At 58.7% G+C, this 24,442-nt stretch carries 28 protein-coding genes and 1 riboswitch; of the genes, 13 read left to right on the top strand and 15 right to left on the bottom strand.

Annotated elements, in window-relative coordinates; translation table 11 throughout:
- Positions 1-4 precede the first annotated feature (4 nt).
- From ACR0AI_RS12050 to ACR0AI_RS12060, 3 genes are all read right to left on the bottom strand, one after another.
- Entirely contained in the window at positions 5-337 is a 333-nt protein-coding gene (locus tag ACR0AI_RS12050; RefSeq protein WP_480674597.1) for a GYD domain-containing protein, read from the bottom strand.
- Between the two features lie 76 nt (positions 338-413).
- Positions 414-1,235 (bottom strand): DUF2182 domain-containing protein, encoded by an 822-nt coding sequence (locus ACR0AI_RS12055; RefSeq protein WP_480674595.1) that lies wholly within the window; start codon positions 1,233-1,235, stop codon positions 414-416.
- Between the two features lie 12 nt (positions 1,236-1,247).
- The gene (locus ACR0AI_RS12060; RefSeq protein WP_170643081.1) at positions 1,248-1,883 is read right to left on the bottom strand and encodes a DUF1326 domain-containing protein; all 636 of its coding nucleotides are present in this window, start codon (positions 1,881-1,883) and stop codon (positions 1,248-1,250) included.
- Positions 1,884-2,161: 278 nt separating this feature from the next.
- Here ACR0AI_RS12060 and rpmG point away from each other — a divergent pair, with 278 nt between their 5' ends.
- Complete coding sequence (gene rpmG / locus ACR0AI_RS12065) at positions 2,162-2,329, top strand: 50S ribosomal protein L33 (protein ID WP_037309480.1); 168 nt, start codon at positions 2,162-2,164, stop codon at positions 2,327-2,329.
- Between the two features lie 208 nt (positions 2,330-2,537).
- Positions 2,538-3,044: a hypothetical protein gene (locus ACR0AI_RS12070; RefSeq protein WP_480674593.1), complete on the top strand. Its 507-nt coding sequence runs from the start codon at positions 2,538-2,540 to the stop codon at positions 3,042-3,044.
- A 92-nt stretch (positions 3,045-3,136) separates the two neighbouring features.
- Here the strand turns inward: ACR0AI_RS12070 and ACR0AI_RS12075 are convergent, their stop codons facing one another.
- The 6 genes from ACR0AI_RS12075 to ACR0AI_RS12100 all read right to left on the bottom strand — a co-directional run bounded on the left by ACR0AI_RS12075 (position 3,137) and on the right by ACR0AI_RS12100 (position 9,504).
- Entirely contained in the window at positions 3,137-3,523 is a 387-nt protein-coding gene (locus ACR0AI_RS12075) for a pyrophosphohydrolase domain-containing protein (protein WP_480674591.1), read from the bottom strand.
- Complete coding sequence (gene nrdF / locus ACR0AI_RS12080) at positions 3,523-4,494, bottom strand: class 1b ribonucleoside-diphosphate reductase subunit beta (protein WP_480674589.1); 972 nt, start codon at positions 4,492-4,494, stop codon at positions 3,523-3,525. The genes ACR0AI_RS12075 and nrdF overlap by 1 nt, the downstream gene beginning before the upstream one ends.
- Positions 4,495-4,505: 11 nt before the next feature.
- On the bottom strand, positions 4,506-6,629 hold the full coding sequence (gene nrdE, locus ACR0AI_RS12085; protein ID WP_480674588.1) for a class 1b ribonucleoside-diphosphate reductase subunit alpha: 2,124 nt from the start codon (positions 6,627-6,629) through the stop codon (positions 4,506-4,508).
- Entirely contained in the window at positions 6,611-7,024 is a 414-nt protein-coding gene (gene nrdI, locus ACR0AI_RS12090; RefSeq protein ID WP_480674667.1) for a class Ib ribonucleoside-diphosphate reductase assembly flavoprotein NrdI, read from the bottom strand. Before nrdI ends, nrdE begins: the two co-directional genes overlap by 19 nt.
- 15 nt (positions 7,025-7,039) lie before the next feature.
- A complete protein-coding gene (gene nrdH / locus ACR0AI_RS12095; protein ID WP_170374861.1) occupies positions 7,040-7,261 on the bottom strand; it encodes a glutaredoxin-like protein NrdH in 222 nt (73 codons plus the stop codon).
- Positions 7,262-7,346: 85 nt separating this feature from the next.
- A riboswitch (cobalamin riboswitch) is annotated at positions 7,347-7,538 on the bottom strand.
- 88 nt (positions 7,539-7,626) lie between these two features.
- Complete coding sequence (locus tag ACR0AI_RS12100) at positions 7,627-9,504, bottom strand: DEAD/DEAH box helicase (protein WP_480674585.1); 1,878 nt, start codon at positions 9,502-9,504, stop codon at positions 7,627-7,629.
- Between the two features lie 237 nt (positions 9,505-9,741).
- Here ACR0AI_RS12100 and ACR0AI_RS12105 point away from each other — a divergent pair, with 237 nt between their 5' ends.
- Complete coding sequence (locus ACR0AI_RS12105; RefSeq protein WP_480674583.1) at positions 9,742-10,194, top strand: hypothetical protein; 453 nt, start codon at positions 9,742-9,744, stop codon at positions 10,192-10,194.
- Positions 10,195-11,526: 1,332 nt separating this feature from the next.
- Here the strand turns inward: ACR0AI_RS12105 and ACR0AI_RS12110 are convergent.
- Positions 11,527-11,664: an entericidin A/B family lipoprotein gene (locus ACR0AI_RS12110; protein WP_170374868.1), complete on the bottom strand. Its 138-nt coding sequence runs from the start codon at positions 11,662-11,664 to the stop codon at positions 11,527-11,529.
- A gap of 120 nt (positions 11,665-11,784) precedes the next feature.
- On the bottom strand, positions 11,785-12,129 hold the full coding sequence (locus ACR0AI_RS12115; RefSeq protein ID WP_480674581.1) for an ArsR/SmtB family transcription factor: 345 nt from the start codon (positions 12,127-12,129) through the stop codon (positions 11,785-11,787).
- A gap of 324 nt (positions 12,130-12,453) precedes the next feature.
- Here ACR0AI_RS12115 and ACR0AI_RS12120 point away from each other — a divergent pair, with 324 nt between their 5' ends.
- The 6 genes from ACR0AI_RS12120 (at position 12,454) to ACR0AI_RS12145 (ending at position 16,313) form a co-directional block, all read left to right on the top strand.
- Positions 12,454-13,086, top strand: coding sequence for an ATP-dependent Clp protease proteolytic subunit (locus ACR0AI_RS12120; protein ID WP_170374872.1), 633 nt, complete (start codon positions 12,454-12,456; stop codon positions 13,084-13,086).
- Between the two features lie 133 nt (positions 13,087-13,219).
- Entirely contained in the window at positions 13,220-14,488 is a 1,269-nt protein-coding gene (gene clpX / locus ACR0AI_RS12125; protein WP_170374874.1) for an ATP-dependent Clp protease ATP-binding subunit ClpX, read from the top strand.
- A gap of 165 nt (positions 14,489-14,653) precedes the next feature.
- A complete protein-coding gene (locus ACR0AI_RS12130; RefSeq protein ID WP_480674578.1) occupies positions 14,654-15,019 on the top strand; it encodes a RidA family protein in 366 nt (121 codons plus the stop codon).
- Positions 15,020-15,098: 79 nt separating this feature from the next.
- The gene (locus ACR0AI_RS12135) at positions 15,099-15,482 is read left to right on the top strand and encodes an NADH:ubiquinone oxidoreductase subunit NDUFA12 (RefSeq protein ID WP_480674576.1); all 384 of its coding nucleotides are present in this window, start codon (positions 15,099-15,101) and stop codon (positions 15,480-15,482) included.
- A gap of 13 nt (positions 15,483-15,495) precedes the next feature.
- Positions 15,496-15,948, top strand: a complete 453-nt coding sequence (gene mlaD, locus ACR0AI_RS12140; RefSeq protein WP_480674575.1) for an outer membrane lipid asymmetry maintenance protein MlaD — start codon at positions 15,496-15,498, stop codon at positions 15,946-15,948.
- Positions 15,945-16,313, top strand: coding sequence for a DUF2155 domain-containing protein (locus tag ACR0AI_RS12145; protein WP_480674573.1), 369 nt, complete (start codon positions 15,945-15,947; stop codon positions 16,311-16,313). The genes mlaD and ACR0AI_RS12145 overlap by 4 nt, the downstream gene beginning before the upstream one ends.
- Here the strand turns inward: ACR0AI_RS12145 and aat are convergent.
- From aat to ACR0AI_RS12165, 4 genes are all read right to left on the bottom strand, one after another.
- Positions 16,268-16,900 (bottom strand): leucyl/phenylalanyl-tRNA--protein transferase, encoded by a 633-nt coding sequence (gene aat, locus ACR0AI_RS12150; RefSeq protein ID WP_480674571.1) that lies wholly within the window; start codon positions 16,898-16,900, stop codon positions 16,268-16,270. The two genes, ACR0AI_RS12145 and aat, sit on opposite strands and share 46 nt — an antisense overlap.
- A gap of 48 nt (positions 16,901-16,948) precedes the next feature.
- Positions 16,949-18,298 (bottom strand): acetyl-CoA carboxylase biotin carboxylase subunit, encoded by a 1,350-nt coding sequence (accC, locus tag ACR0AI_RS12155; protein ID WP_170460778.1) that lies wholly within the window; start codon positions 18,296-18,298, stop codon positions 16,949-16,951.
- Between the two features lie 9 nt (positions 18,299-18,307).
- Positions 18,308-18,811, bottom strand: a complete 504-nt coding sequence (gene accB / locus ACR0AI_RS12160) for an acetyl-CoA carboxylase biotin carboxyl carrier protein (RefSeq protein ID WP_480674568.1) — start codon at positions 18,809-18,811, stop codon at positions 18,308-18,310.
- Between the two features lie 151 nt (positions 18,812-18,962).
- The gene (locus ACR0AI_RS12165; RefSeq protein WP_170460784.1) at positions 18,963-19,499 is read right to left on the bottom strand and encodes a LuxR C-terminal-related transcriptional regulator; all 537 of its coding nucleotides are present in this window, start codon (positions 19,497-19,499) and stop codon (positions 18,963-18,965) included.
- Positions 19,500-19,688: 189 nt separating this feature from the next.
- Between ACR0AI_RS12165 and ACR0AI_RS12170 the strand changes: the two genes are divergently transcribed.
- The 4 genes from ACR0AI_RS12170 (at position 19,689) to ACR0AI_RS12185 (ending at position 24,422) form a co-directional block, all read left to right on the top strand.
- On the top strand, positions 19,689-20,981 hold the full coding sequence (locus tag ACR0AI_RS12170) for a helix-turn-helix domain-containing protein (protein WP_480564510.1): 1,293 nt from the start codon (positions 19,689-19,691) through the stop codon (positions 20,979-20,981).
- 77 nt (positions 20,982-21,058) lie between these two features.
- Positions 21,059-21,439, top strand: a complete 381-nt coding sequence (locus ACR0AI_RS12175) for a response regulator (RefSeq protein ID WP_170468096.1) — start codon at positions 21,059-21,061, stop codon at positions 21,437-21,439.
- The gene (locus ACR0AI_RS12180) at positions 21,436-21,744 is read left to right on the top strand and encodes a hypothetical protein (RefSeq protein WP_480564512.1); all 309 of its coding nucleotides are present in this window, start codon (positions 21,436-21,438) and stop codon (positions 21,742-21,744) included. Before ACR0AI_RS12175 ends, ACR0AI_RS12180 begins: the two co-directional genes overlap by 4 nt.
- Positions 21,744-24,422 (top strand): ATP-binding protein, encoded by a 2,679-nt coding sequence (locus ACR0AI_RS12185; RefSeq protein WP_480674566.1) that lies wholly within the window; start codon positions 21,744-21,746, stop codon positions 24,420-24,422. The genes ACR0AI_RS12180 and ACR0AI_RS12185 overlap by 1 nt, the downstream gene beginning before the upstream one ends.
- The last annotated feature ends 20 nt before the right edge of the window (positions 24,423-24,442 follow it).

Here is a 24,442-nt window from a genome sequence, read left to right on the forward strand (position 1 = left end):
ATTGTCAGTCGCCGGGGGGAGTATACGCCCCGACCAGTTTCGCAGCCTTTTTCTGAACCGCCACGAAGTCCTTCGCTTTCCAGGCCCTTACGGTTTCTATCTTGGATACCGCGCCCGAGGCGGCAACCGCCATGCCCACCGCAACTGCGTCCGACTCATCCGGTGCTTCGCTGATGACAACCACGTCGTTGTCCCCCGTCGTGATGTAGAAAGCCAAAAGCTTGGTACCGACCTTCTTCAACAGCGCTTTTACGGCGTCCGTCCGATCGGATGGTTTGCCGACCATCCCCTTCGCGCCTTTTTGGGAATAGGATGCATAGGTGATAAAAATAGGCATGGATGCCTCCTGACTGAAGTTGAGGGACCTTTGATTGGGCCGGTCCTTTGGCCTGAAATCCGATCCGAGGCGCGCGCTAAGGCACGGCCACCAGCCAGACGCCAAGAATGATCAGCGTCGCACCGGTTGCAGGCACCAGCCACATGGCGCGCGGCATCAGTTTCTCCAACGCGACGTAAATGGCGACGCCGACAATCCAATAAAGGTTCATTACGCCGCCCACGAATAGCAGCAGCATCAGGGCCCAGCAGCAGCCCAGACAATAAGCTCCGTGCAGCGCGCCGGTGCGGAATGCGCCATAGGCGTAGGGCCTGTTGTGATCGGCCAGAAAACGCGCCGGGCTACGGCAGTGGCGCAGGCAGGCAGTTTTGAGGCTAGACAGTTGGTACAGCCCCGCTGCGATCATAACGCACCCAGCCGCCGTCCGAGAGCGGATGGTCATCATCGGGCCATCGGACAGCCCAACTACTTCCAGCAGCCATTGTGCGCCGGTCGCCAGCACACTGAACAAGGCCCAGGCCACCAGATAGCCGGCCAGAAAAAACAGGCTCAGCCGCGCCGTATTGGCCTTGTCCGGCCCGACCCGTTTCAACGCCATGAACAGCAGAACAGTGGGGGCGGCGCTGGGCGTCATCATCGCGATCATCATCACCCACCACATCAGGAAGATCAGCACGGCATAAGGCGCCGTCCAATGTACCTCGGTCGCCATCTGCATCGGGTTGCCAATCGGGCGGGCCATCCGGGTCATGTCCACAGCGGTCATGTTCATGCCAACCCCGGCAATCGTGTACCACGATGCCGCCAGAATGATCAGCGCGACACAAACCAGAACAACTCCACGGTCATGCCGAAGCACCCGATCGACCAAATGGCTCGGTTGTGAGGATTCAGTCATTGGACACCCTTCCTAAGCGCCCAGAACCCCATGTCCTGAGATGTTGAGATGCGCCAGATGCGCGTGGGTCGCATCAAAGGCCAGGCTTATCGCAGCGCCCGTGGTTTGGGCTGAGCCCGAGGCCGCCTCGGCGGTGCGATATTCGAACCCGTTGGGCAGATGGAACGCCGCACGATGCGGGTCTCCGGTCACGATATTGGGGATCGGTCTGACTTTCACATCGAACACACCGGTCACTTTCGCATAGCCAGTCCGGTCCTCGCGGCTCCAGTCCAGTTCGATCGGAACGTACAGAGTTTCGTGTTTCTTGGGCGCCATTGCGCTGAAGACGTACCACATGGTCGCCATTTCATCCGTGTCTTCGCCGGACATGATCGCCTGCAACGCGGCACGCTGATCGGCAGAGGCGCTTTCGTCGATGATCAACTGCATCTGGCCATTGCCTTCATGGATCGGGCCGGGCCAGTGATACACGCCCGCTGCACGCACACCGGCAAGATCCGTGTCGCCATAGTGGCCGGATTCAATATCGAACACGACGACGGCTTCGCAATTGCCATGGGTGGGTAGAACACTGAACTGGCATGGGCAGCCGAAGTTGCAGTTACAATTGGCCAGCTCTTCGGCCTGCAGTTTCCATTCTGTCATGATTAACCCCCAAACACGCTTAAACGTAATCTGCCGTTTTAGGGTCGAGCCTGATATGATGCCTCGAAGGCCGGGCTTGGCGCCGACTTTTGGGTCGTTGGAATTGAGCGACCATATCACGAAAACGTGATCGCGCCAAATCCGGTGCAAGCGTGCAACTCAGCTTTTGTGCGCCTCACTTGCGGAATCCGGTTGACTCGGGCGCGCGACGGAGTAAAAGCGCACGCTCATAGGAATTCAACCGGAAGGCCCTGCCTTTTCGGACGCAGGAGATAACCATGGCGAAGCCGACGACAATCAAGATCCGCCTGAACTCGACCGCGGGCACGGGCCACTTCTACGTGACCAAGAAAAACGCGCGTACGATGACCGAGAAAATGACCATTCGTAAGTACGACCCGGTCGTTCGGAAACATGTCGAGTACAAGGAAGGCAAGATTAAGTAATCTGCCGTTCCAATTGGACATTTTGAAAAGGGCTCTGAATTGTCAGAGCCCTTTTTCTTTGTGACGCGTACGTTGGTGTGGCCATGTGAAAGGAACAGGTCCGTTGCAGGGACGCATCAGCGCCGCGCCCCTTCGCACCTGCCGCGGCTTGCTTTTTGCATCTCGCTACCGCTACGGTTTAGCAAATCGCCACAAAATGTTGACCGTCATGAAAAAAATCTTGCTACCGACAATCGCCGTTTTGACCCTCGCGGCTTGTGAAGACCCCTTCAATCGCCAAGGTGTCGGGTTCACCGGGATTGATGGTGAACCACGCACGGTGTCCGATGTTCCGGGAGCCGTCGCCTTCTTACCGCCAGCGACCAATGTCCCGGCCGAGCTTGCGGAATTGCCGACTGTCTCGGTCCTGTCCGACAAGGTCGGGATCGAAAAGATTGCCGGTGTGGCGATTGAAAATGGCGGTCAGTCGCCTGCAAACGCAGTGGAACTATCGGGAAGCAGTCAGAACCTGTATCTTAGCACGGTGAATGTGAACGGCACCCTGTTCGGAGTCGTCCGGACTCGCTCGAACAGCACTCGGGTCGATAACTCTGTGGGGGCGGCGTTTGGTAGAGAGACCGAACGCTTTACCGGTTGCCTGCCTGCAGGAGATGTCTACAGCAAGGGCTCATCCGATCGTAGCTCGGGCTTTGCGGTTCCGCTGAACTGCAGCTGATCCAGTCGAAGGTCAATTGACGTGAAAAAGGGCGGGGAATTCCCCGCCCTATTCGTTTGAACCGATAGCGAAACTTCCCAGCCGAGAAGGCGTTAGCCACCCTTAAGGATGCGGGCGAGGTCGGGCCGGCGGAAGGCCGGACCTTTCAGCACCTTGCCATCTTCGCGCAGAACCGGTTTCCCATCGACGCCCAGCTTGGACATGTTCGAGGCGTGGACTTCCTCCATCGCAGCTTGTTTGACACTGTGTAGGCCGAATTCCAGAAAGGTGCCGTCCAGCACGTATTGGATGTCACACAGGGCATCTAGCACCTCGACCAGATTGCCATCCTCCAACGCTGCGCGCAGCTCCGCAACTTCCTCTTCTAGGATCGCCAACCGCATCTGTGCGCGCGTCTCGGGGATTGCGGGTGCGTCCACGACCGGCACGTCAAAGGCTTCGTGCCAGTCCCGAACGATGGTCAGAGTGTCCTTTGCCATCAGAAATCCCAGTCTTCGTCCTCGGTCGCAACCGCCTTGCCAATGACATAGGAGGAGCCGGAGCCCGAGAAGAAGTCGTGGTTCTCGCTATCCGGGCTGAGGGCAGCTAGGATCGCCGGATTCACTTCGGACACTTCCGGTGGGAACAGGGGCTCGAACCCGAGGTTCTGCAACGCTTTGTTGGCGTTGTAGTGGAGGAAGACCTTCACATCCTCGGTCAGGCCGAGTTCGTCATAGAGCTCCTCGGTGTACTGGTTCTCGATCCCGTAAAGTTCGAACATCAAGCCAAAGGCATAGTCCTTCAACTTCTGCTGTTCCGCCTCGGTGAGCTTCTCGTAGCCGCGCTGGAATTTGTAGCCGATGTAATAGCCATGCACGGCCTCATCCCGGATGATCAGGCGGATAAGGTCGGCGGTATTGGTTAGCTTGGCGCGGCTGGACCAGTACATCGGCAGGTAGAACCCGGAATAGAACAGGAAGCTCTCGAGAAACACCGACGCGATCTTGCGTTTCAGCGGATCGTTGCCCGGAGCGTATGTGTTCAGGATCGCCTCGGCCTTTGCCTGCAGATGCGGGTTTTCTTCGGACCAGCGGAACGCCTCGTCGATCTCTTTGGTCGAACAGAGCGTCGAGAAGATCGAGGAATAGCTGCGCGCGTGAACCGCCTCCATGAAGGCGATGTTGGTCAGCACGGCTTCTTCATGCGGAGTGACAGCATCCGGCATCAAGGCAGGGGCACCGACCGTGTTCTGGATCGTATCCAACAGGGTCAGGCCTGTGAAGACACGGATGGTCAGCTGCTTTTCATGGTCCGTCAGCGTCGCCCAGCTTTGGATATCGTTGGACAGCGGCACCTTCTCGGGCAGCCAGAAATTGACCGTCAGGCGGTTCCAGACCTCAAGGTCCTTGTCATCCTCCAGACGGTTCCAGTTGATGGCGCGGGGGATCTTGGTTTGGATCGTGTCTTTCATATCGTTTCCCCTTACAGCGAGCAGGATACGCAGCCCTGCACCTCGGTCCCTTCAAGGGCTTCCTGGCGCAGACGTACGTAGTAGATGGTTTTGATGCCTTTCTTCCACGCGTAGATCTGCGCGCGGTTGATATCGCGGGTCGTGGCCTCGGCCGGGAAGAACAGGGTCAGCGACAGGCCCTGATCCACATGCTCGGTCGCCGCCGCATAGGTGTCGATCAGCGCCGCGGGGCCGATCTCATAGGCATCGCGGTAGTATTCGAGATTGTCATTGTTCATGAAAGCAGCCGGATAATAGACGCGGCCAATCTTGCCCTCTTTGCGGATTTCGATCTTCGAAACGATGGGGTGAATCGAAGAAGTCGAGTTGTTGATATAGCTGATCGATCCGGTGGGCGGCACCGCCTGAAGGTTGCGGTTATAGAGGCCGTGTTTCATCACATCGGCCTTCAACTCTGCCCAGTCGTCGCTTGTGGGTAGGGTCACGCCGTCGAACAGAGCCTTCACCCGATCGCTTTCGGGAAGCCAGTCACGGGTGGTATATTTGTCGAAGAATGTGCCCGAGGCGTAGTCGGAGGTCTCGAACCCCTTAAACGACGCCTTGCGTTCCTGCGCCAGTTCGCAGGAGGTGCGGATCGCGTGATAGGCTATGGCCGCGAAATACACGGATGTGAACTCGACCCCCTCGGGCGAGCCATAGTGGATATGTTCGCGCGCGAGGAACCCGTGCAGGTTCATCTGCCCCAGACCGATCGCGTGGCTTTCATCATTGCCACGACGTACCGACGGCACCGAGTCGATTGCCGACATCTCGGACACCGCCGTCAGCGCACGGATCGCAGCGCCGACAGTACGGCCCAGATCACCGCCATCCATCGTCTTGGCAATATTCAGCGAGCCGAGGTTGCAGGAGATATCCGTGCCCAGATGCGAATAGCTGAGGTCATCATTGAACTCGGAAGCTTCATTGACCTGCAAAATCTCGGAACACAGGTTCGACATGTTGATCCGGCCCGCAATGGGGTTCATCCGGTTCACCGTGTCTTCGAACATCACGTAGGGGTAACCGGATTCGAACTGAATCTCTGCAATGGTCTGGAAGAACTCACGCGCATTGACCTTGGATTTGCGGATTCGCTTGTCATCGACCATCTCGTGATACTTCTCCGTCACCGAGATTTCCGAGAACGGCACGCAATAGACCTTTTCTACGTCATGAGGCGAGAACAGGTACATATCCGCGTTTTTCTTCGCCAGCTCGAAAGTGATGTCGGGGATCACCACGCCAAGGCTCAGCGTTTTGATACGGATTTTCTCATCCGCGTTTTCGCGTTTGGTATCGAGGAAGCGCATGATGTCTGGGTGGTGCGCGTTCAGATACACTGCACCCGCGCCTTGCCGCGCACCCAGCTGGTTGGCGTAGGAGAAGCTGTCCTCCAGCAGTTTCATCACCGGGATCACGCCCGAGGATTGGTTCTCGATGCCCTTAATCGGCGCGCCGTGCTCGCGGACGTTGGTCAGCAGCAGCGCCACACCTCCGCCGCGTTTGGACAGTTGCAGGGCCGAGTTGATGCCGCGACCGATGCTCTCCATGTTGTCCTCAAGCCGCAGCAGGAAGCATGAGATCAACTCCCCGCGTGAGGCTTTGCCCGCGTTCAGGAAGGTGGGCGTGGCGGGTTGGAAACGACCGTCGAGGATTTCTTCCATGAAGGATAGGGCCAGCGCCTCATCGCCGCGCGCCAGCGCCAGCGCGGTCATGACGACGCGGTCCTCATAGCGTTCCAGGAACCGCTGCCCGTCACGGGTTTTCAGCGTATATGAGGTGTAATATTTGAACGCGCCCAGAAAGGTCGGGAACCGGAACTTCTTGGCATAGGCCGCATCCCAGATCTTCCGCATGAAGTTCTTGGAATACTGGTCCAGAACGGCCTCTTCATAGTAGCCCTCAGACACCAGATACCCGAGCTTTTCATCCAGCGAGTGGAAGAACACGGTGTTCTGATTTACATGCTGCAGGAAATACTGCCGCGCGGCCATACGGTCGGCATCGAACCGGATCTTCCCCTCACCATCGTAGAGGTTCAGCATCGCGTTCAACGCGTGATAGTCCTGCTCGTTTACGCTGCTGTCGAGCATAGATGTCTCCCTAGTTTTTCCAGCCCGGCGCGGACGCGGGCGATGTCGGTCTCTGTTCCGGCCAGCTCGAATGTGTAGAGCAGCGGCACGTTGCATTTCTGGGCGATGATGCGACCGGCCAAAGCGTAGGTCGCACCGAAATTGCGGTTGCCTGTGCCGATCACCCCAACGATCCCGGTGCGTCTGTCCGGGTCGTTCAGAAACCGGATCACCTGTTTCGGAACCGCCCCGCGCCCTTCGCCATCGGCATAGGTAGGGCTGATCAGCACATAGGGGTGTCCGGGGTCAGGCAGCGGGTCCATCCCGTTCGGAATGCGGAAAGAGGTCAGGCCCAGCCGCGAGACAAAGCGGTGGGTGTTTCCGGATTTCGATGAGAAATAGACCAGCGCCGGAATCGGCGCGGCCATGGGTCAGGCCAGTTGGGCGATCATGTCCGGGCGGAAACCCGACCAGTGATCACTGCCCGCCACAACGACAGGAGCCTGACGATAACCCAGCTCGGTCACATGGGTCATGGCGCTGTCGTCCTGGGTCAGGTCGATGACGTCATAGGTGATGCCTTTTGCATCCAGCGCTCGGGTGGTGGCGGTGCATTGTACGCATGCGGGTTTGGAATATACGGTAATGCTCATGTCGTCCTCTGTCCTTTTAATGAATGCCGAGGACGCTGCGGGCAAAATGAACCCTGAACACGCCCCCGAACCCTCCGTTCGCGGTTCTCTTTCTTTGCTTACGGCAGGTCTCCTGGCTCGCGGATTGATGTTCGGACTGGCCTTCCCAAAAGCTTGCTTTCAGTGGCGTATTCAGCCAAACTATCCGCTTACAGTTGCGGGGGCAGCGCCGGTTTTTCACCGGTTTCCCTCTTAGCTTTCAACAGGAATCGAAAGAACCGAAGCAACACCATATTGGGGTCGGTGGCGGCAAGTTGTCAATATATGGTGTGGCGAAGAAAATAAATTTCTTCGCTTGCACAACCTGCCGCGTGCGCTAAGGCGGTTTACTTTTTCCGCTTGGGCATCGCGTTGCCACCCTTCATCGCAGCCGCACGTGCGCGGTTTTTCTTGCTGCTTGGCTTACCTTTGGGCGGAGGCGGGCCCTTCGGACGGCGCGCAGGTTTCTTGTGCTGATCGCCCGAGGGGGCCTCATCCCGTTTGGGCCGCGTTTCGGGTTTGGGTTTCTCGGCCGATTTCCGGCGCGGTTTTGCGGGCTGTGGCTCAGCCGCGCGGGCCGGGCGTTCAGCACGTTCGGGGCGCTTCTTGCCTTTGAAGTCGCGCTTGGGACCTTTGCGGCCACCACCGGCAAGGGCGGGTGGCGCGTCCAGTTGCACAAGGGTCTTGGTGCCTTCGACGGTCATCTCGGGGCCGATGGCCTTCAGGAAACCTTCGACACTGCTTTCGCGAATCTCGATATAGCTTTCAGTGTCGGCAATGCGGATCGCGCCGATATCGTCTTTGGTGATCTTGCCCGCCTTGCACAACATGGGCAGCAGATAGCGCGGCGAGGCGTTTTCGTTGTGTCCCTCCGACAGCGAAAACCACACGCTTGGTCCAAAGGGCACGTTCGGCTTTGGTGCTGTATCCGGCGTGTCGCTCAACTCCTCGGGGGCGGAGTGCTTGCGCCCGTATTGACGCAGGTAAGCCGCCGCCAGCTGCTGCGGTGAAAAGCGCGAGACCAGATCGTCGACCAGAGCAGTTTCGCCCTCGGTTACTTCCACGGTCCAGTCATCCGAGCTGAACATCCGCTGCATGTCCTGCGCCTGAACCTCATCGGCCGAGGGCGCAGACCCCCAATCGGCTGTCAGCTTGGCGAATTTCAGCAGGCGTTGCGCCTTTTTGAACGATGCGGGCGGCACGATCAGCGCGCTGACGCCTTTCCGCCCGGCGCGTCCGGTTCGCCCCGAGCGGTGCAGCAGCGTTTCATGGCTGTTCGGCAGTTCCGCATGGATCACCAGATCAAGGTTCGGCAGGTCGATGCCGCGCGCCGCCACATCGGTCGCCACACAGACGCGGGCGCGTCCGTCGCGCATGGCTTGCAGCGCGTTCGAACGTTCGCTCTGCGTCAGCTCTCCGGACAGGGCCACGACCGAGAATCCACGATTCGACAGTCGCGCCGTCAGGCGGCTGACCATGGCGCGGGTGTTGCAGAAGATGATGGCGTTGGGGGCCTCGTAGAAGCGCAGCACGTTGATGATTGCGTTCTCACCATCGCGCGGGGCCACATTCATCGCGCGGTATTCGATATCGGCATGTTGCGTGCGCTCGCTGACGGTGCTGACACGCTCGGCATCGCGCTGGTAGCGGGCGGCGAGGGAGGCGATGGCGCGAGGAACCGTAGCGGAAAACAGCAGGGTCTGACGCTCAGACGGGGTCTGTTCCAGAATGAACTCAAGATCTTCGCGGAAGCCCAGGTCGAGCATTTCGTCGGCTTCATCCAGAACCACGGCGCGCACGGCGGTCAGGTCAATCGACTCACGCATGATATGGTCGCGCAGGCGGCCTGGGGTTGCGACCACGATATGCGCGCCACGGGCCAGCGCTCGCCGCTCGTCGCGCATATCCATGCCGCCGACACAGGACGCGATGAACGCCCCTGCATCCGCATAGAGCCACGCCAGTTCGCGTTTGACCTGCATCGCCAATTCGCGCGTCGGCGCGATGACCAGCGCCAAAGGCGCGCCAGCCGCATCGAATACATCCACGTCGCCCAGAACGGTCGGAGCGATGGCGAGGCCGAAGCCAATGGTTTTCCCCGATCCGGTCTGCGCCGAAACCAACATGTCGCGCCCTTCCAAGTCGGGCGCGGATACGGCGGTTTGGACAGGGGTCAGCGTGTCATACCCTTTGCGATCAAGGGCGTCTTGAAGTGTTTGTTTCATGGCTCGGCTCTTTGGGATGCTGCGGTCACCCTCAGAGCGTCTTGTACGCGGATGATCGTCGAAGGGCTCTCCTTACCGAGTGAGGCGCCGAATGTATAGTGCGGAAAGCGGGCTGCACGATCAAACACAGCATGAACGCTTGATGAAGGTTCCTTCAGGAAAGTTGTAACCGGTCGCCCTCCTCCCAATCTGTTGAACACAGCCAGAGATGGCCCCACTTTCAGGGAGAATGAGATCATGACCAGATTTATGACTGCCGGAGCAGCCGCTCTGGCCACGAGCCTAGCCCTTGGCACTGCCGCTGCCGCCGAAACCACGCCTGATCTGCGCGGTATTTGGACGGCCAGCCAGACTACGGTTTCGCCGTCGAATTCGGCTACCGGCGATGCTCCGCGATTTAACCAGTCGGAATGGGTGCTCGAAATTCAGGTTCAGAACGACAATGCGTTCTGGGGTCCGAGTATGTGGCGACGCAATGCCATGGATGACTGGACGATGTACGAGGCCACGGGTTCCATCAGCCAGGATGGCTCTGGAAAGATCGGGATTGTCGAAAGCTCGGCCGAGCCAGCGATAGGCGTGAACGCCTTGATCGACGCGCGCTACGAAGATGGGCGAATTTATGCGGATTTCCGTAGCCTGCGGACTGGAACAACCTACAGCACCGTTCTGGAACGTCAGGTGAACTGAAGCGTTTCCGGCCCGGCCGGACTGTAGGGGGTACGGACTGTCGCCTGATTTTGACTGCGACAGAATAGTAGGTAAACCGTCCGGGTCGGAACGCTTCTCAATATCGGAAAACTCGTCTCCATAGGGAGGAGGCGGACCGGACGGTAATTTCGCCGCTCGCGACATGATCCATGATATGCCGGGTCTACACGCGGTGTTCCTCGACTCGGGGTATTCGGATCTCGCGATCCTTCAGCGCGAAGTCGCGCGCGGTGAAAAACTCGCCGTCCGGTCCAAGCTTCATTTTAGGTGTATGGCATCCTATCCGCCATATGCCGCAAGTTCTGCTGGCAGGATTTGTCCAGTCGGTCTTTTGCGAACATATCTGTTTTGCCTCCGCGACCGACGTCAGCACGGCTGGCGTTTTTTAAGCGTCGGTTAAGTACCAATACCGGGCGCAAGCCTCACTCTAAATTCCGTCTTGTGCATATGCTCGACAGCGCAGGTGTTTAGTAGGGAACTTAGCCCTGTTTCGGTCCGAACGATTCGGTTCTGCGGACGGTGCGGCGTTGTCAGTTCCTGCAATTTGCGATCAGTTTATCGTCTGTTGCCGTTTGCACCTGCAGCAAATCGCAATATTCCGGTCAGAGTTTGGCGAAAAGAGTTTTGCAATTCTAACCCTACGTGCTTGTCGAGAAATCCGGAGTTATCCACAGTACCCTCCCGGCAGATATCAACAACTTATCCCCGTCTGATTTCCATGCTGCAGTGCTATTTTCTTGCTCGATGGAGGGTGCAATGCAACATTGGTTTCACCGCTGGAGTTCCTCGGATCAGAAGGCGGGATGCAAAGACCAAGGGGGTCTGCGCAGGGAAGGTGGATCTTAGGATTGACGTTCTTTTGCAAGGGCTTACCGGTTGGTGGTGCATCGAGTAGGGGCTTCGTGCCTTGGGTCGACGGATCATCTTCTCAAATGGGCTTTGTGCGTCGCGGCGACTTTCGAGTTTGTGGCGGCGGCTGCGGTTCCTTCGGGGGCCGGGGCAACTGGATCGAAGCGGTCTTAGGACCGACTTCGTCCGGGTAAGGCGTCAGGGGTTGCCCGCAAGGGCGCATGCAAAGACCGCGTCTGCGCACCTGACGCCTTTTCCCTTACTGGCTTCATGCAGGCTACCACCCACCCCTCGTCAGAATGGGAACGGGGCTCTTTCGCATGTGCAAAAGAGCCCCGTGTTAACGTCAGATGATGCAATGCCGCGTCTATGCACCTGTGCTTATATAGTAGCCAGTTCAGACCACCGCATCAACAATATATTGCGTGCGTCATCCTGCAATCCGCAAGATGGAGGCGTAAGTCAGAGGTTTTCCTGCACGTCCGAGGCTGCGTTCTGGATCGCATCGCCGGCTTTTTCGATATCTTTGCCCGCGCCTTTGGCGGTTTCGCAGGCGGTCAATGCAAATAGGCTCAGGCCAATCAGAATTGCGCGGATCATGTTTTTCTCCTTCATGCTCGATCAGGCCTTCGGTAGCAGTATCTTACTGAGGAGGCTAGCACTTTTGCGGTTTTCCGGAGGTCGCGCTGGGTCTACGCCTGCGGCCTGCCGGGCAAACTATTAATGCCCTTTGTTTTCGCTGCAGAACAGCTCATAGACGGTTTCCAGCATCCGACGGGGCTTATCATCGGCCAGTCGGTAATAGATCGCTTTGCCGTCGCGGCGGGGCGTCACCAGCCCTTCCAACCGCAAACGCGACAACTGCTGCGACACGGCGGCCTGGCGGGCGGACAACAGGGTCTCAAGCTCGGTGACAGATTTCTCGCCCGACGCCAGATGGCACAGGATCATCAGACGCCCTTCGTGGCTAATTGCCTTCAGAAAATTCGCCGCCCGCGACGCGTTTTCGACCATTTGGTCAAGCTCTGCGGAAGGGGTGTCCTGGGTTACTTGGGGGAGTGCCATCTAAACTTCGTTCCTTACTATCCCGCTGTGGGTGGAGTCAGCCATATACTGCTTTCCGGATAAGTACATCCAATTTACTTGTTTTGCACTTTTACTCCCATATGCATGCATCAAAATACTGTGATCAAAGAAGCAGTGAACAAAAAAGCGCCGTTTTCGGCCTCTGTGCAAGGTGAGCCAAAGACAAGCGCCGCCGTAGCTTGCAAACAGTTTGCAACGTCGTTCTTGTCTGCCCCCCTTGCAGCCCCCCAGTGGCGACACTAAGACTCGGGTAACTCTTGTTGGGATAGTGTCCCGATCCATAGCAAAGCAGGCAGGTTCCGAATGTTCGATCCAGTAGATACCTATATGAATACGCTCGTGCCCATGGTCGTTGAGCAGACCAGCCGGGGGGAGCGCGCCTATGACATTTTCTCGCGCCTGCTCAAAGAACGGATTATCTTCATTAACGGTCCGATTCACGACGGTATGAGCCATCTGATCGTCGCGCAATTGCTGCACCTTGAGGCGGAAAACCCGAACAAAGAAATCTCGATCTACATCAACTCGCCCGGCGGCGTGGTGACCAGCGGTTTGTCGATTTACGACACAATGCAGTACATCAAGCCTAAATGTTCCACATTAGTCATCGGTCAGGCGGCTTCAATGGGCTCGGTTCTGCTGGCCGGTGGCGAGGCGGGCATGCGCTTTTCGCTGCCCAATAGCCGGATCATGGTTCATCAGCCCAGCGGCGGATATCAGGGTCAGGCTAGCGATATCATGATCCACGCCGCTGAGACGCAGAAGCTGAAAGATCGCTTGTATGACATCTACGTACGTCACACCGGTCAAACCAAGAAGTCCGTTGAAAAGGCTCTGGATCGTGACAACTTCATGAGTCCCGAAGAGGCCAAGGACTGGGGCCACATCGACGAGATCGTCGAAAACCGTGCCAAGATGGACACGGAAGAGGCCTAAGAAACGCGTCCCGCGCGCCAAGTGCGGGGCCATTTTGAGATTGTAGCCGCCAGAGTGCTGGCCTAAGCTGCACGAACATGCGCAAGCGCGCCCCAAAGGTAGGGGCGCAGAGACGAAGCCCGAAAGGTAGATCATGGCGACGAATTCAGGCGGTGACGGCAAAAACACGCTCTACTGCAGCTTTTGTGGAAAAAGCCAGCATGAGGTGCGCAAGCTGATCGCAGGCCCGACCGTTTTCATTTGTGATGAATGCGTCGAGCTGTGCATGGACATCATTCGTGAGGAAACAAAGGCCAGCGGTCTGAAGTCCTCGGACGGGGTGCCAACACCCAAGGATATCTGTGAGGTTCTGGACGATTACGTAATCGGTCAGGCCACTGCCAAGCGGGTTCTGTCGGTTGCGGTCCACAACCACTACAAACGTCTGAACCACGCTCAGAAAGCGGGCAGCGATATTGAACTGGCCAAGTCGAACATCCTGCTGATCGGTCCGACCGGTTGCGGCAAGACGCTGCTGGCCCAGACGCTGGCGCGTATTCTGGATGTGCCGTTCACTATGGCCGATGCAACGACGCTGACCGAAGCTGGCTATGTGGGTGAGGATGTTGAGAACATCATCCTGAAGCTGCTTCAGGCCAGCGAATACAATGTCGAACGCGCGCAGCGTGGCATCGTTTACATCGACGAAGTCGACAAGATTACGCGCAAGTCTGAAAACCCATCGATCACTCGTGACGTCTCGGGTGAGGGTGTTCAGCAGGCGCTGCTGAAACTGATGGAAGGCACCGTCGCCTCGGTTCCACCTCAGGGTGGCCGCAAGCATCCGCAGCAGGAGTTCCTGCAGGTCGATACCACCAACATCCTGTTCATCTGTGGCGGTGCGTTTGCCGGTCTGGATCGGATCATCGCCCAACGCGGCAAAGGCTCGGCAATGGGTTTTGGGGCTGACGTACGCGACAATGACGAACGTGGCGTTGGCGAAATCTTCCAGGACCTTGAGCCGGAAGACCTGCTGAAATTTGGATTGATCCCGGAATTCGTTGGCCGTCTGCCAGTTCTGGCCACGCTGGAGGATCTGGATGAGGATGCTCTGGTCACCATCCTGACCAAGCCTAAAAATGCGCTGGTCAAACAATACCAACGTTTGTTCGAGCTGGAAGATGCTGAACTGTCCTTTACCGATGAAGCGCTGAAATCGATCGCCAAAAAAGCGATCGAGCGTAAAACCGGCGCTCGGGGGCTGCGTTCGATCCTCGAAGATATCCTGCTGGATACAATGTTCGAACTTCCGGGCCTCAAGAATGTGACCGAAGTGGTTGTAAACGAAGAGGCCGTGACCTCTGACTCTCAGCCCTTGATCATCTATGCGGATGCCGTGCCAGAGTCGGCGTCAGCTGGCTAAGGGGTAAGGGGGCGCTGCCCCCGCCGCCCTTCAGGCGCCTCCCCCGAGGTATTTCCAGCCAGATGAACAGGGGATCCTTTACTTCATCTGGCCATAAAAATCCCGGAGCGCGAGGCAGAGCCTCGCAAAAATCTCATGACATTCAAATTCTTGGAGAAATGAGCCGTGTCCGCAATCAAGCGTATCTCTTCAGGTGGTGAATTCGAGGGCAAGGTCGGCTATTGTCGCGCCGTGGTAGCCGGAGGGTGGGTTCACGTTTCCGGCACTGTTGGGCAGGGTGAGAGCGTTGTCGAGCAATGCAGATCAGCACTGGACGTTATCGGAAAGGCCTTGGAGGAAGCTGGTGCAGGTTTCGCCGATGTTGTTCGCGTGACCTACATGCTGCCCGACCGGACAGAGTTTGCGCCTTGCTGGCCGGTATTGTCCGAGGTTTTTGGAGCCAATCCTCCAGCCGCGACGATGATTGAATGCGGTTTGATCGACCCCAAATACCGGATCGAGATCGAAGTGACCGCTTTATTGCCGCAGTGACGCAGTCACGCGGCGGGTACTGGACCTTGGCGCGCCTTTGGGTCATACCTTCTCGGGACCGAATTGCCGGAGGCAGATCATGGGCATCCTGAACACTCTTTTGCGGGCTGTAACTTGGTGGAATGGGGCAACCCTGAACACGCAGATTTTCACTGCGCGTAAAGGTGTTAAAGTTGGTGAGGACAATGAAGGCAACGTCTTCTATAGAACCGCCGATGACAGCAAACGCTGGGTGATATTCAATGGTGAGGCTGAAGCCAGCAGGGTTGATCCAGATTGGCATGGTTGGCTTCACCGCACCTGGGATGAGCCGCCGACAGACAAACCGTTGGCGCACAAGGCCTGGGAAAAACCGCATCAGGAGAACCTGACAGGTACCGCGCTTGCTTACACCCCTGCGGGGTCCTTGCATCGTGCGGAGCCTGTTGAGCGTAAGGACTACGAGGCCTGGAGCCCGGAATAAGACGAGGCGAGCGATGTCGACCCACAACTGGACCGAAGTATTCGTCGGCGGTGCCGTCTTGGCCTGTGCCGTCGCGTTTGGTGTTTATGCCAGCCAATCCACTGGCCTGTCGCAAGGCGGTACCGGATATGAGCTCGGCGCGTCCTTCCGGTCGCTGGAAGGGGTCAACGTTGGCACCGATGTGCGCCTTGCAGGCGTCAAAATCGGGACCGTAACCGATGTAACCCTGAACCCTGAGACCTACCGCGCTGATACGACTTTTTCGGTCGCGGATGGTGTTCTCGTGCCAGACGACAGCGCCATCGTGATTTCTTCCGAGGGGCTGTTGGGAGGTAATTTTGTTGAGGTTATGCCCGGGGGTTCTCCGTTCTATTTTGAGCCGGGTGATCAGATCGAAGATACGCAAGGCGCGGTCAGCCTGATCTCGTTGCTGGTGAAGTTCGTCGCCGGAGACGGCAGCGAATGATGCGTGCTTTGGCATTTGCCTTGGCGCTGGCCGCGACATCCGCGACGGCGCAGCAAACGGTTCAGTCCGGACCCGGCGCGATGTTGCGCGGCCTGGATAAGGTTAGTGGCCAGACCGTGGATGTTGAGCTGCAGACTGGTCAGACACAGGCCGTCTTTGGTCTGGATGTCGCTTTGGGGGATTGCCGCTATCCCGTCGATAACCCGACCGGGGATGCGTTTGCCTTCCTGACCATATGGGAACAGGGCAAGGCGGAGCAGTTGTTCGACGGCTGGATGATCGCGACCTCTCCGGCACTGAACGCCTTGGATCATTCGCGTTATGACGTTTGGGTGATCCGCTGTATCACCCCATCGGCGGACTGAGGCACTTCAGCTGCAAAGTCAGCGCTATCGCCAATCGCTTCTTCCAGCGCTTTTCTGTAGTCACTGCGGGGGATTTCGATCGCGCCGAGTGAGGCCAGATGGGCGGTCAGAAACTGCGTGTCGAACAGCTGAAAACCGGTCTGTCGCAGGCGGTCCACCAGATAAGCCAGCGCGATTTTCGAGGCGTCAGTGCGTCGTGAGAACATGCTCTCGCCAAAGAACGCTGCGCCCAGAGCAACTCCGAAAACGCCTCCGACAAGCTGGTCATCCTCCCATACTTCCAGAGAATGCGCTTGGCCTGCGTTGTACACCTGTCGATACAAGTCGCGCAGCTCGGCGTTGATCCATGTGTCCGTACGATCGGCACACCCGTCGACGACGCCTTCGAAATCCTGATTGATCGAGATGGAAAAGCCGCATCTGCGTATCCGCCGTGCAAGGCTGCGCGAGATGTGGAAACCGTCTAGCGGGAAAACCCCGCGGAATTTGGGGTCGACCCAGAACAGGTCCGGGTCATCTCGATGTTCGGCCATCGGGAAGATGCCGATCGAATAGCCATGCAACAAAAGTTCTGGTGACAGGCTCATGAGAAGCATCCAAGGGCCGGGCGGCGCGCGCCTACCGGCCCTGTGGGGTTAGTCGGCCATATTCTCCGCAAGCCAATGCTCCAGCCAGTGGATATTGTAGTCGCCGCTATGGATGTCCGGCTCCTGCAGCAGCGCGTGGAACAGAGGCACTGTGGTGTCGATACCGTCAACGATCAACTCACCCAAGGCGCGTTCCAGGCGGGCCAGAGCCTCAGCCCGGTCGCGGCCCTGAACGATCAGTTTCGCAATCAGCGAGTCGTAATAGGGCGGGATCGAATAGCCATCATAGAGCGCCGAATCCATCCGCACTCCCAAACCGCCTGGCGCGTGATATGCGCTGATCTTACCGGGGCAGGGCGAGAAGTTGGGCAGCTTTTCGGCGTTGATCCGAACCTCAATGGCGTGGCCGTTGATCTCAAGATCATCCTGTCCGAACGACATCGGCAGGCCCGAGGCGACGCGGATTTGTTCGCGCACCAGATCGACGCCAAAGATGCCCTCGGTCACCGGGTGTTCCACCTGTAGGCGGGTGTTCATCTCGATGAAGTAGAACTCGCCTTTTTCGTACAGGAACTCGATGGTGCCCGCGCCGATATAGTTGATCTTGGCCACCGCGTCGGCGCAGATCTTGCCGATCTTGGCGCGTTCTTCGGGGGTGATGCAGGGGCCGGGGGCCTCTTCGAACACTTTCTGGTGACGGCGCTGTAGCGAGCAGTCGCGCTCACCCAGATGGACGGCATTGCCCTTGCCATCACCGAAGACCTGAATTTCGATATGGCGGGGCGTGGTCAGGTATTTCTCGATATAGACCTCGTCATTGCCAAAGGCGGCTTTGCCTTCGGCACGTGCGGTCATGAAGGCGCTCTCCATCTCATCCGCGCTCATCGCGACTTTCATGCCGCGACCGCCGCCACCGGCGGTGGCTTTGATGATAACAGGATAGCCGAACTCCTCACCGATACGCTTGGCGTCTTCCAGCGTCGGAACGCCACCGTCGGAGCCGGGAACACATGGCACACCCAGCGCCTTCATCGTGTCCTTTGCGGTGATCTTGTCGCCCATCACGCGGATATGTTCCGCAGTGGGGCCGATGAAGGTGATGTCGTGGTCTTCGACGATCTGCACAAACTCGGCATTCTCGGACAGGAAGCCATAGCCGGGATGGATCGCCTGAGCACCGGTGATCTCACAGGCCGAGATGATGGCGGGGACGGACAGATAGCTTTGCGGGCTGGGCGGGGGGCCGATGCAGACCGATTCGTCCGCCATGCGCACATGCATTGCGTCGCTGTCGGCGGTGGAGTGGACGGCGACCGTCTTAATCCCCATCTCGCGCGCGGCGCGGATGACGCGCAGGGCGATCTCGCCTCGGTTGGCAATCAGGATCTTGTCGAACATGGGCCCGCCTTACTCGATGATGACCAGAGGGGTGCCGAATTCCACAGCGTCGCCATCGCCGACCAGAATGCGTTTCACGGTGCCCGATTTGGGCGCGTGGATGTGGTTCATCGTCTTCATCGCTTCAACGATAAGCAGCGTGTCCCCTTCGGAAACAGACGCACCGACCGAAATGAAAGAAGGCGCGCCGGGCTCGGGCTGCATGTAAACCGTGCCGACCATGGGCGAGGTTACAGCGCCGGGATGGCTGGCCGGGTCTTCCACGTCTGCGGCCGGGGCTGCGGGGGCTGCTGCAGGGGCCGGCGCGGCAGCGACAGGAGCTGCAGCTGCGGCCGGAACGGCGACCTGAACCGGAGCGGCAACCGCCTGCGTTGCGCGGCTGACGCGCACGTTCAGGCTGTCTTCCTCGCCATATTCGCGTTTAACCTGCAACTCGGTCAGGTCATTTTCGCGCAGCAGTTCGGCCAAGGCTTTGATGAACGCCACATCCGCTTCGTGTTTGGTATCTGTCATGAGTATCCTCGAAGGTTCCCCTTTGGCCCGTCTATATTTGTGCGGGCTTCGATCTGATTACGCAGGGTTATAAGCCAAGCGAGCAGCCATGAAAAGCGCCGTTTAAGCCTGAAAACAGGGGGGTTGGATGGTTTGTGACAGGCGGTTGTGCCTACAGAGGCATACCGGAGAGCTTTGCGACCAGTTCGGGCAGTTTGCGCGCGCCGAATTTTTCCAGCAGCCGGGCGCGGTAGGCCTCGATCGTGCGGTAGCTCAGGCCGAGCTCCATTCCGATTTCCTTAGCAGACAGGCCGCGGCAGGATAGGATCGCCACTTCGCGCTCGCGCACGGTCAGTTCCACCAGCGGCCGCTCCTCCGAGATGTCGGAAAAGCTCCAGATTCCATGGCGAAACGGATCATCAGGTGTCAGTGAGCGTCCACGCGCGCGGCACCAGAACAGGTCTCCGTTCCGGCGGCGCATGACCCGTTCGTCGGTGTAGTAGCCTGTGTCGCGCATCACCTGCAGGCTGCGTTGCCCGATTCTCTCCCAATCCGCGACCGAGGGGTAGAGATGCAGCAAGGGCATGTTGTTGTACTCGGCTTCATCCCCGCCAAAGGTCCGCGCAAATTGCAAATTGCACCGTCTGATGATGCGGTTCTCCAATTCGACAAGGCCGATGGGTGCATATTCAAAAGCTGGATCGCTCATACCCGTATGGTGGCGGTAAATGCTGGAAATGAGAAGGGGCGAAGCGCGTCTGGCGGTGTAACCGAGGACCGGATGCTGTTAATCTTGTCAATTCAATCTGAAAACTGATGCATAACCTCAGGAAAATGATAGGATAAACTGAAAACACGGCCAACCAAAGATAGCTAAACGTGACTGAGGACCTTGACCATGCGGGATTTGCTGACCGGTAGTCGGATCCGCGAAAGACGGCAGATCGCGGGTCTGAGACAGGCAGAGCTTGCGCGTCAGGTGGGGATCTCGGCCTCTTATCTGAACCTGATCGAACACAACCGCCGCCGGATCGGGGGCAAATTGCTGGTCGATATTGCCGCGGCGCTGGCAGTTGAGCCCTCCGTGTTGACGCAAGGGATCGAAGCGACCTTGATATCGGCGTTGCGCGAAGCGGCGGCCGATGCGGTGGGCCAGCAGGCCGAGATTGAAACGCTTGAGGAATTCGCAGGCCGCTTTCCCGGTTGGTCCGGGGTTTTGGCGCAAATGCACCGACGTGTGGTGTCGTTGGAACGAACGGTTGCAACCCTGTCGGATCGGTTGACCCATGACCCGCATCTGGCGGCCTCGATGCACGAAGTGCTCTCGACCGCAGCGGCGATTCGGTCGACCGCAGCGATTCTGGCCGACCCGCAGGATATCGACGCCGAGTGGCAGGATCGGTTCCACCAGAACCTTCATCAGGATGCCGAGCGACTGGCCGACAGTTCAAAGGCGCTGGTGACCTACCTAGACGAAAGCGATACGTCGAAAGACCCGCGTGGCGCACCGCTGGAAGAGGTTGAGGTGTTTCTTGATGCGCGCGGCTATAGCTTTCCAGAACTCGACGCCGGGGAAGGGGCAGAGGTCATAGATCTAGAGGGTCTAAATACCTCGGCTGCACGTAACCTTGCAGGGGAATGGCTCAAGCAGAGTGAGGCTGACGCCAAGGCCATGCCGCTTGATGCCCTCAAAACCACGCTTGCAGATGGTGATCCGAACCCTCTGGAACTGGCCCAGCGATTCTCGGTCGATCTGCCGACAGTGTTCCGACGCCTAGCCAGCCTGCCCGAAAAGGTGCTGAACCGCCCAGTAGGGCTGGTGATCTGCGACGGCTCGGGCAGTATCCTGTTTCTGAAGCCTGTCCCCGGCCTGTCACTGCCACGCCATGGCGAGGCCTGCCCGCATTGGCCGCTGTTTTCTGCGCTGAACCGGCCTCTGGTTCCGATCAGACGGCAGGTCGCGCAGCAGGGGCGTGCTGCTGCAATGTTCGAATGTCATGCTTATGCCTGGCCGCACGGCGTGTCCGGATATGATCAGGAACCCTCATATCGCGCGGCCATGCTGATACAGCCTCTGGTCGAAGCCGAGCCGAACCCTGAGACGACACGCGTCGGTCCAAGCTGCCGGATTTGCCCAAGCGGTGATTGCGGTTCTCGTCGCGAGCCGTCAATTCTGAGCGAAGGCTTTTGACAGGTTCCCGAACAACCGCTTAATCTGGCGATGACTGGTTCCGGGGTGGAGGCCAGTCATCGGGAGGATATACACAAATGAGCCGTAAGGTTCTGTTAATTGAGGATGAGCCCAACATCGCCGAGGCCATCCGGTTCTTGCTGACTCGCGAGGGGTGGCAGGTCGAGACACATGGCGATGGTGCTGATGCGCTTCAGGTCATTCAGGGCGCGCAGCCTGATCTGGTGATTCTGGACGTAATGCTGCCGGGCAAGAGTGGGATGGACATTCTCCGCGATCTGCGCGCCTTGGACGACATGCAGGACCTGCCGGTTCTGATGCTGACAGCGCGCGGGCAGTCCAGAGATCGTGAGATGGCCGAGAATGCGGGCGTCAGCCGCTTCATGACCAAACCGTTTTCCAACGCCGAGGTGCTGACCGCTGTACGCGATCTGCATGCGCAGGCGACGCAGTTATGACGTCGCCCGAAGGTCAGGACCGCACGTCGCGCGGTACGCGGCCTTCGTTGTTTCTGGAACGGCAAAGCTATCGCCGGCGCAGGCTGGCGGATTCGGCTCGGTTGCTGCCATTTCTGGGCGGCGCGTTGCTGGTGCTGCCGCTGCTTTGGCCGGACGCCGAGTCTGAAACCGGCGGTGTGCCGCTGTCCTCAGCCATCTCCTACATATTCGCCTGCTGGATCGGTTTGATTTTGGTCAGCCTGTTTTTTGGCTTCGTCGCCCGGCGCACCGGCGCGGATGACAGCTCTGAGGCGGACGCAGGCTGATGGCAACGCTTAACGTCCTGATTCTGGTCTGTCTGGGCTATGTCGTTCTGCTGTTCGGCGTGGCATTTGCCGCAGACAGGATGGCGGCGGCCGGACGGGGCAAATGGCTGCGCTCCCCTTTGATCTACACGCTGTCCCTCTCGATCTACTGCACAGCCTGGACCTTTTACGGCGCGGTCGGCAATGCGGCGCGGTCGGGGTTGGAGTTCGTGACAATCTATCTCGGGCCGACGCTGGTGATGATCAGCTGGTGGTGGGGGCTGCGCAAACTGGTGCGGGTCGGGCGCAGCCAGCGCGTGACCTCGATCGCGGACCTGTTGTCCTCGCGCTATGGCAAGTCGAACACGCTGGCGGTGTGCGTCACGATTCTGGCCGTGATTGGCGGCACGCCCTATATAGCGCTGCAATTGCAGTCGATTACCCTGTCTTTCTCGATCTTTGCCGAGGCCGACCCCTCGGGCCTCTATCGCGAAGGCTCCAGCGTTTTCTGGGTGGCGGCTGGGCTGGCGATGTTTGCGATTCTGTTCGGCACCCGCAACCTGGACGCCAATGAGCGCCACCACGGCGTGGTCACCGCCATTGCGGTCGAGTCAGTCGTCAAGCTGTTTGCGCTGGTGGCTGTCGGTATCTTCGTGGTCTGGGGCGTTGCCGGTGGCTTTGGTCCGATGATGGAGCGGATCGACGCCTCCGAGATTGGCAAATGGCAAGTGGATGCCGGACGCTGGACGACCTTTATTTTCCTGTCCGGCGCCGCCTTTGTCTGTTTGCCGCGCATGTTCCAGGTGATGGTGGTCGAGAATGATGACGAGGGCCATTTGCGCACCGCCGCCTGGGCCTTTCCACTGTACTTGCTGCTGATGAGCTTGTTTGTCGTCCCCATTGCCGTTGTCGGGCTCGATATGTTGCCGGAGGGGTCCAACCCGGATCTGTTCGTTCTTACCGTACCGTTGTCTCAGGGCAAGGACGGTCTGGCGATGCTGTCCTTTATCGGAGGGTTCTCGTCAGCGACCTCGATGGTGATCGTAACCGCCATGGCCCTGTCGACGATGGTGTCGAACCACGTCGTGATGCCGATCTGGCTGAACACGCATGAGCGGGTCGGGTCCGTGCCAGGAGACGTGCGCAACATCGTACTGATGGCGCGGCGTATCTCGATCGCTGCGATCATGGCGCTGGGCTATTTTTACTACAGCCTGTCTGGCGGCGGTGCGGCGTTGGCCTCGATCGGGTTGGTGGCCTTTAGCGGTATTTCGCAAATCCTGCCCGCGATGGTCGGTGGATTGTTCTGGCGCGGAGCCACCAGAACCGGTGCCCTGGCAGGTTTGACCGTGGGTTTTGTTCTATGGATCTACACGCTGCTTATTCCCGGAATGGGGGCGGCGTGGATGCCCGAGAGTGTGCTACTGAACGGACCATTTGGCATTGCATGGTTGCGACCTCAGGCCTTGTTCGGGATCGAAGGCATCGACCCAATGGTGCATTCCGTGATGTGGTCGATTTCCTTGAATGCCGTGGTGTTCTGCGTCGCATCCCTGCTGAGCTTTCCCAGCCCGTTGGAGAGGCTTCAGGGCGCGCAATTCGTCAATGTCTTTGACCACTCGGTCGCGCCGCGCGGTTGGACCGGGTCGGTTGCGCAAAGTGAAGACTTGATGATCATGACCCAGCGCATTCTGGGCACATCGCCCGCCCAGGAATTATTCCAACGCGAGGCCGAGCTTCAGGGCGGGCGCTCGCCCTTGCCCGAGCCAACGCCCGGATTTCTGGCCCGACTCGAGAGAGAGCTCAGCGGCTCGGTCGGGGCGGCCACGGCGCATGCGATGATCGGACAGATCGTGGGCGGTGCCTCGGTTTCGGTCGAGGACCTCCTGGCCGTTGCCGACGAATCGGCGCAATTGCTGGAGTATTCCAGCCAGTTGGAAGAGAAATCTGCCGAACTTAGCCGAACAGCACGCCAGTTGCGCGATGCCAACGCCAAACTGACCCAAATATCCGCGCAGAAAGACAGTTTCCTCAGCCAGGTCAGTCATGAATTGCGCACGCCCATGACCTCGATCCGGGCGTTTTCCGAGATCATGCGCGACACCGAAGGGCTGAGCAGCCAAGAACAGACCCGCTATGCCGCCATCATTCACGACGAGGCGCTGCGCCTGACGCGCCTGCTGGATGATCTGCTCGACCTCAGCGTTCTCGAGAATGGGCAGGTCAAGTTGAACCTTGGCGACGATACGCTGCGTTCGGTTCTGGATCGGTCGATCTCCAGCGCGCTGGCGGGCACGGATCAGCGGCTCGTTGTGCGGCGCAGCAAGGCATCTGAGCGTATCCCCTTGCAAACTGATCTCGACCGCTTGGGTCAGGTGTTTATCAACCTCATCTCCAACGCGCGGAAATACTGTGATGCCGATGAGCCCGTTCTGACGATCTCGGCGCATGATGTGGGCGGGCAGCTGGTTGTGGACTTCATCGACAATGGCAGCGGGGTGCCGCCTGAGGCGCGGTCGATGATCTTTGAGAAATTTGCCCGGGTCGGAGGGGATAAGGCCGGCGGTGCCGGGCTGGGTTTGGCGATTTGCCGCGAGATCATGCACCGTTTGGGCGGTGATATCACATATCTGCCGGGGCAGGGCGGCGCGGCGTTCCGGGTCAGCCTGCCTTTGGCCTACCGACAAGCGGCGCAATAGTTCGGTTTAAAGAAGTTCGT

The sequence above is a fragment of the Ruegeria sp. BG3 genome (assembly GCF_056538485.1).

What these genes read in the sequence shown, in the direction of transcription:
- ACR0AI_RS12050 (WP_480674597.1), bottom strand. Translation starts at nt 337, where the DNA reads ATGCCTATTTTTATCACCTATGCATCCTATTCCCAAAAAGGCGCGAAG.
- ACR0AI_RS12055 (WP_480674595.1), bottom strand. Translation starts at nt 1,235, where the DNA reads ATGACTGAATCCTCACAACCGAGCCATTTGGTCGATCGGGTGCTTCGG.
- ACR0AI_RS12060 (WP_170643081.1), bottom strand. Translation starts at nt 1,883, where the DNA reads ATGACAGAATGGAAACTGCAGGCCGAAGAGCTGGCCAATTGTAACTGC.
- rpmG (WP_037309480.1), top strand. Translation starts at nt 2,162, where the DNA reads ATGGCGAAGCCGACGACAATCAAGATCCGCCTGAACTCGACCGCGGGC.
- ACR0AI_RS12070 (WP_480674593.1), top strand. Translation starts at nt 2,538, where the DNA reads ATGAAAAAAATCTTGCTACCGACAATCGCCGTTTTGACCCTCGCGGCT.
- ACR0AI_RS12075 (WP_480674591.1), bottom strand. Translation starts at nt 3,523, where the DNA reads ATGGCAAAGGACACTCTGACCATCGTTCGGGACTGGCACGAAGCCTTT.
- nrdF (WP_480674589.1), bottom strand. Translation starts at nt 4,494, where the DNA reads ATGAAAGACACGATCCAAACCAAGATCCCCCGCGCCATCAACTGGAAC.
- nrdE (WP_480674588.1), bottom strand. Translation starts at nt 6,629, where the DNA reads ATGCTCGACAGCAGCGTAAACGAGCAGGACTATCACGCGTTGAACGCG.
- nrdH (WP_170374861.1), bottom strand. Translation starts at nt 7,261, where the DNA reads ATGAGCATTACCGTATATTCCAAACCCGCATGCGTACAATGCACCGCC.
- ACR0AI_RS12100 (WP_480674585.1), bottom strand. Translation starts at nt 9,504, where the DNA reads ATGAAACAAACACTTCAAGACGCCCTTGATCGCAAAGGGTATGACACG.
- ACR0AI_RS12105 (WP_480674583.1), top strand. Translation starts at nt 9,742, where the DNA reads ATGACCAGATTTATGACTGCCGGAGCAGCCGCTCTGGCCACGAGCCTA.
- ACR0AI_RS12110 (WP_170374868.1), bottom strand. Translation starts at nt 11,664, where the DNA reads ATGATCCGCGCAATTCTGATTGGCCTGAGCCTATTTGCATTGACCGCC.
- ACR0AI_RS12115 (WP_480674581.1), bottom strand. Translation starts at nt 12,129, where the DNA reads ATGGCACTCCCCCAAGTAACCCAGGACACCCCTTCCGCAGAGCTTGAC.
- ACR0AI_RS12120 (WP_170374872.1), top strand. Translation starts at nt 12,454, where the DNA reads ATGTTCGATCCAGTAGATACCTATATGAATACGCTCGTGCCCATGGTC.
- clpX (WP_170374874.1), top strand. Translation starts at nt 13,220, where the DNA reads ATGGCGACGAATTCAGGCGGTGACGGCAAAAACACGCTCTACTGCAGC.
- ACR0AI_RS12135 (WP_480674576.1), top strand. Translation starts at nt 15,099, where the DNA reads ATGGGCATCCTGAACACTCTTTTGCGGGCTGTAACTTGGTGGAATGGG.
- mlaD (WP_480674575.1), top strand. Translation starts at nt 15,496, where the DNA reads ATGTCGACCCACAACTGGACCGAAGTATTCGTCGGCGGTGCCGTCTTG.
- ACR0AI_RS12145 (WP_480674573.1), top strand. Translation starts at nt 15,945, where the DNA reads ATGATGCGTGCTTTGGCATTTGCCTTGGCGCTGGCCGCGACATCCGCG.
- aat (WP_480674571.1), bottom strand. Translation starts at nt 16,900, where the DNA reads ATGAGCCTGTCACCAGAACTTTTGTTGCATGGCTATTCGATCGGCATC.
- accC (WP_170460778.1), bottom strand. Translation starts at nt 18,298, where the DNA reads ATGTTCGACAAGATCCTGATTGCCAACCGAGGCGAGATCGCCCTGCGC.
- accB (WP_480674568.1), bottom strand. Translation starts at nt 18,811, where the DNA reads ATGACAGATACCAAACACGAAGCGGATGTGGCGTTCATCAAAGCCTTG.
- ACR0AI_RS12165 (WP_170460784.1), bottom strand. Translation starts at nt 19,499, where the DNA reads ATGAGCGATCCAGCTTTTGAATATGCACCCATCGGCCTTGTCGAATTG.
- ACR0AI_RS12170 (WP_480564510.1), top strand. Translation starts at nt 19,689, where the DNA reads ATGCGGGATTTGCTGACCGGTAGTCGGATCCGCGAAAGACGGCAGATC.
- ACR0AI_RS12175 (WP_170468096.1), top strand. Translation starts at nt 21,059, where the DNA reads ATGAGCCGTAAGGTTCTGTTAATTGAGGATGAGCCCAACATCGCCGAG.
- ACR0AI_RS12180 (WP_480564512.1), top strand. Translation starts at nt 21,436, where the DNA reads ATGACGTCGCCCGAAGGTCAGGACCGCACGTCGCGCGGTACGCGGCCT.
- ACR0AI_RS12185 (WP_480674566.1), top strand. Translation starts at nt 21,744, where the DNA reads ATGGCAACGCTTAACGTCCTGATTCTGGTCTGTCTGGGCTATGTCGTT.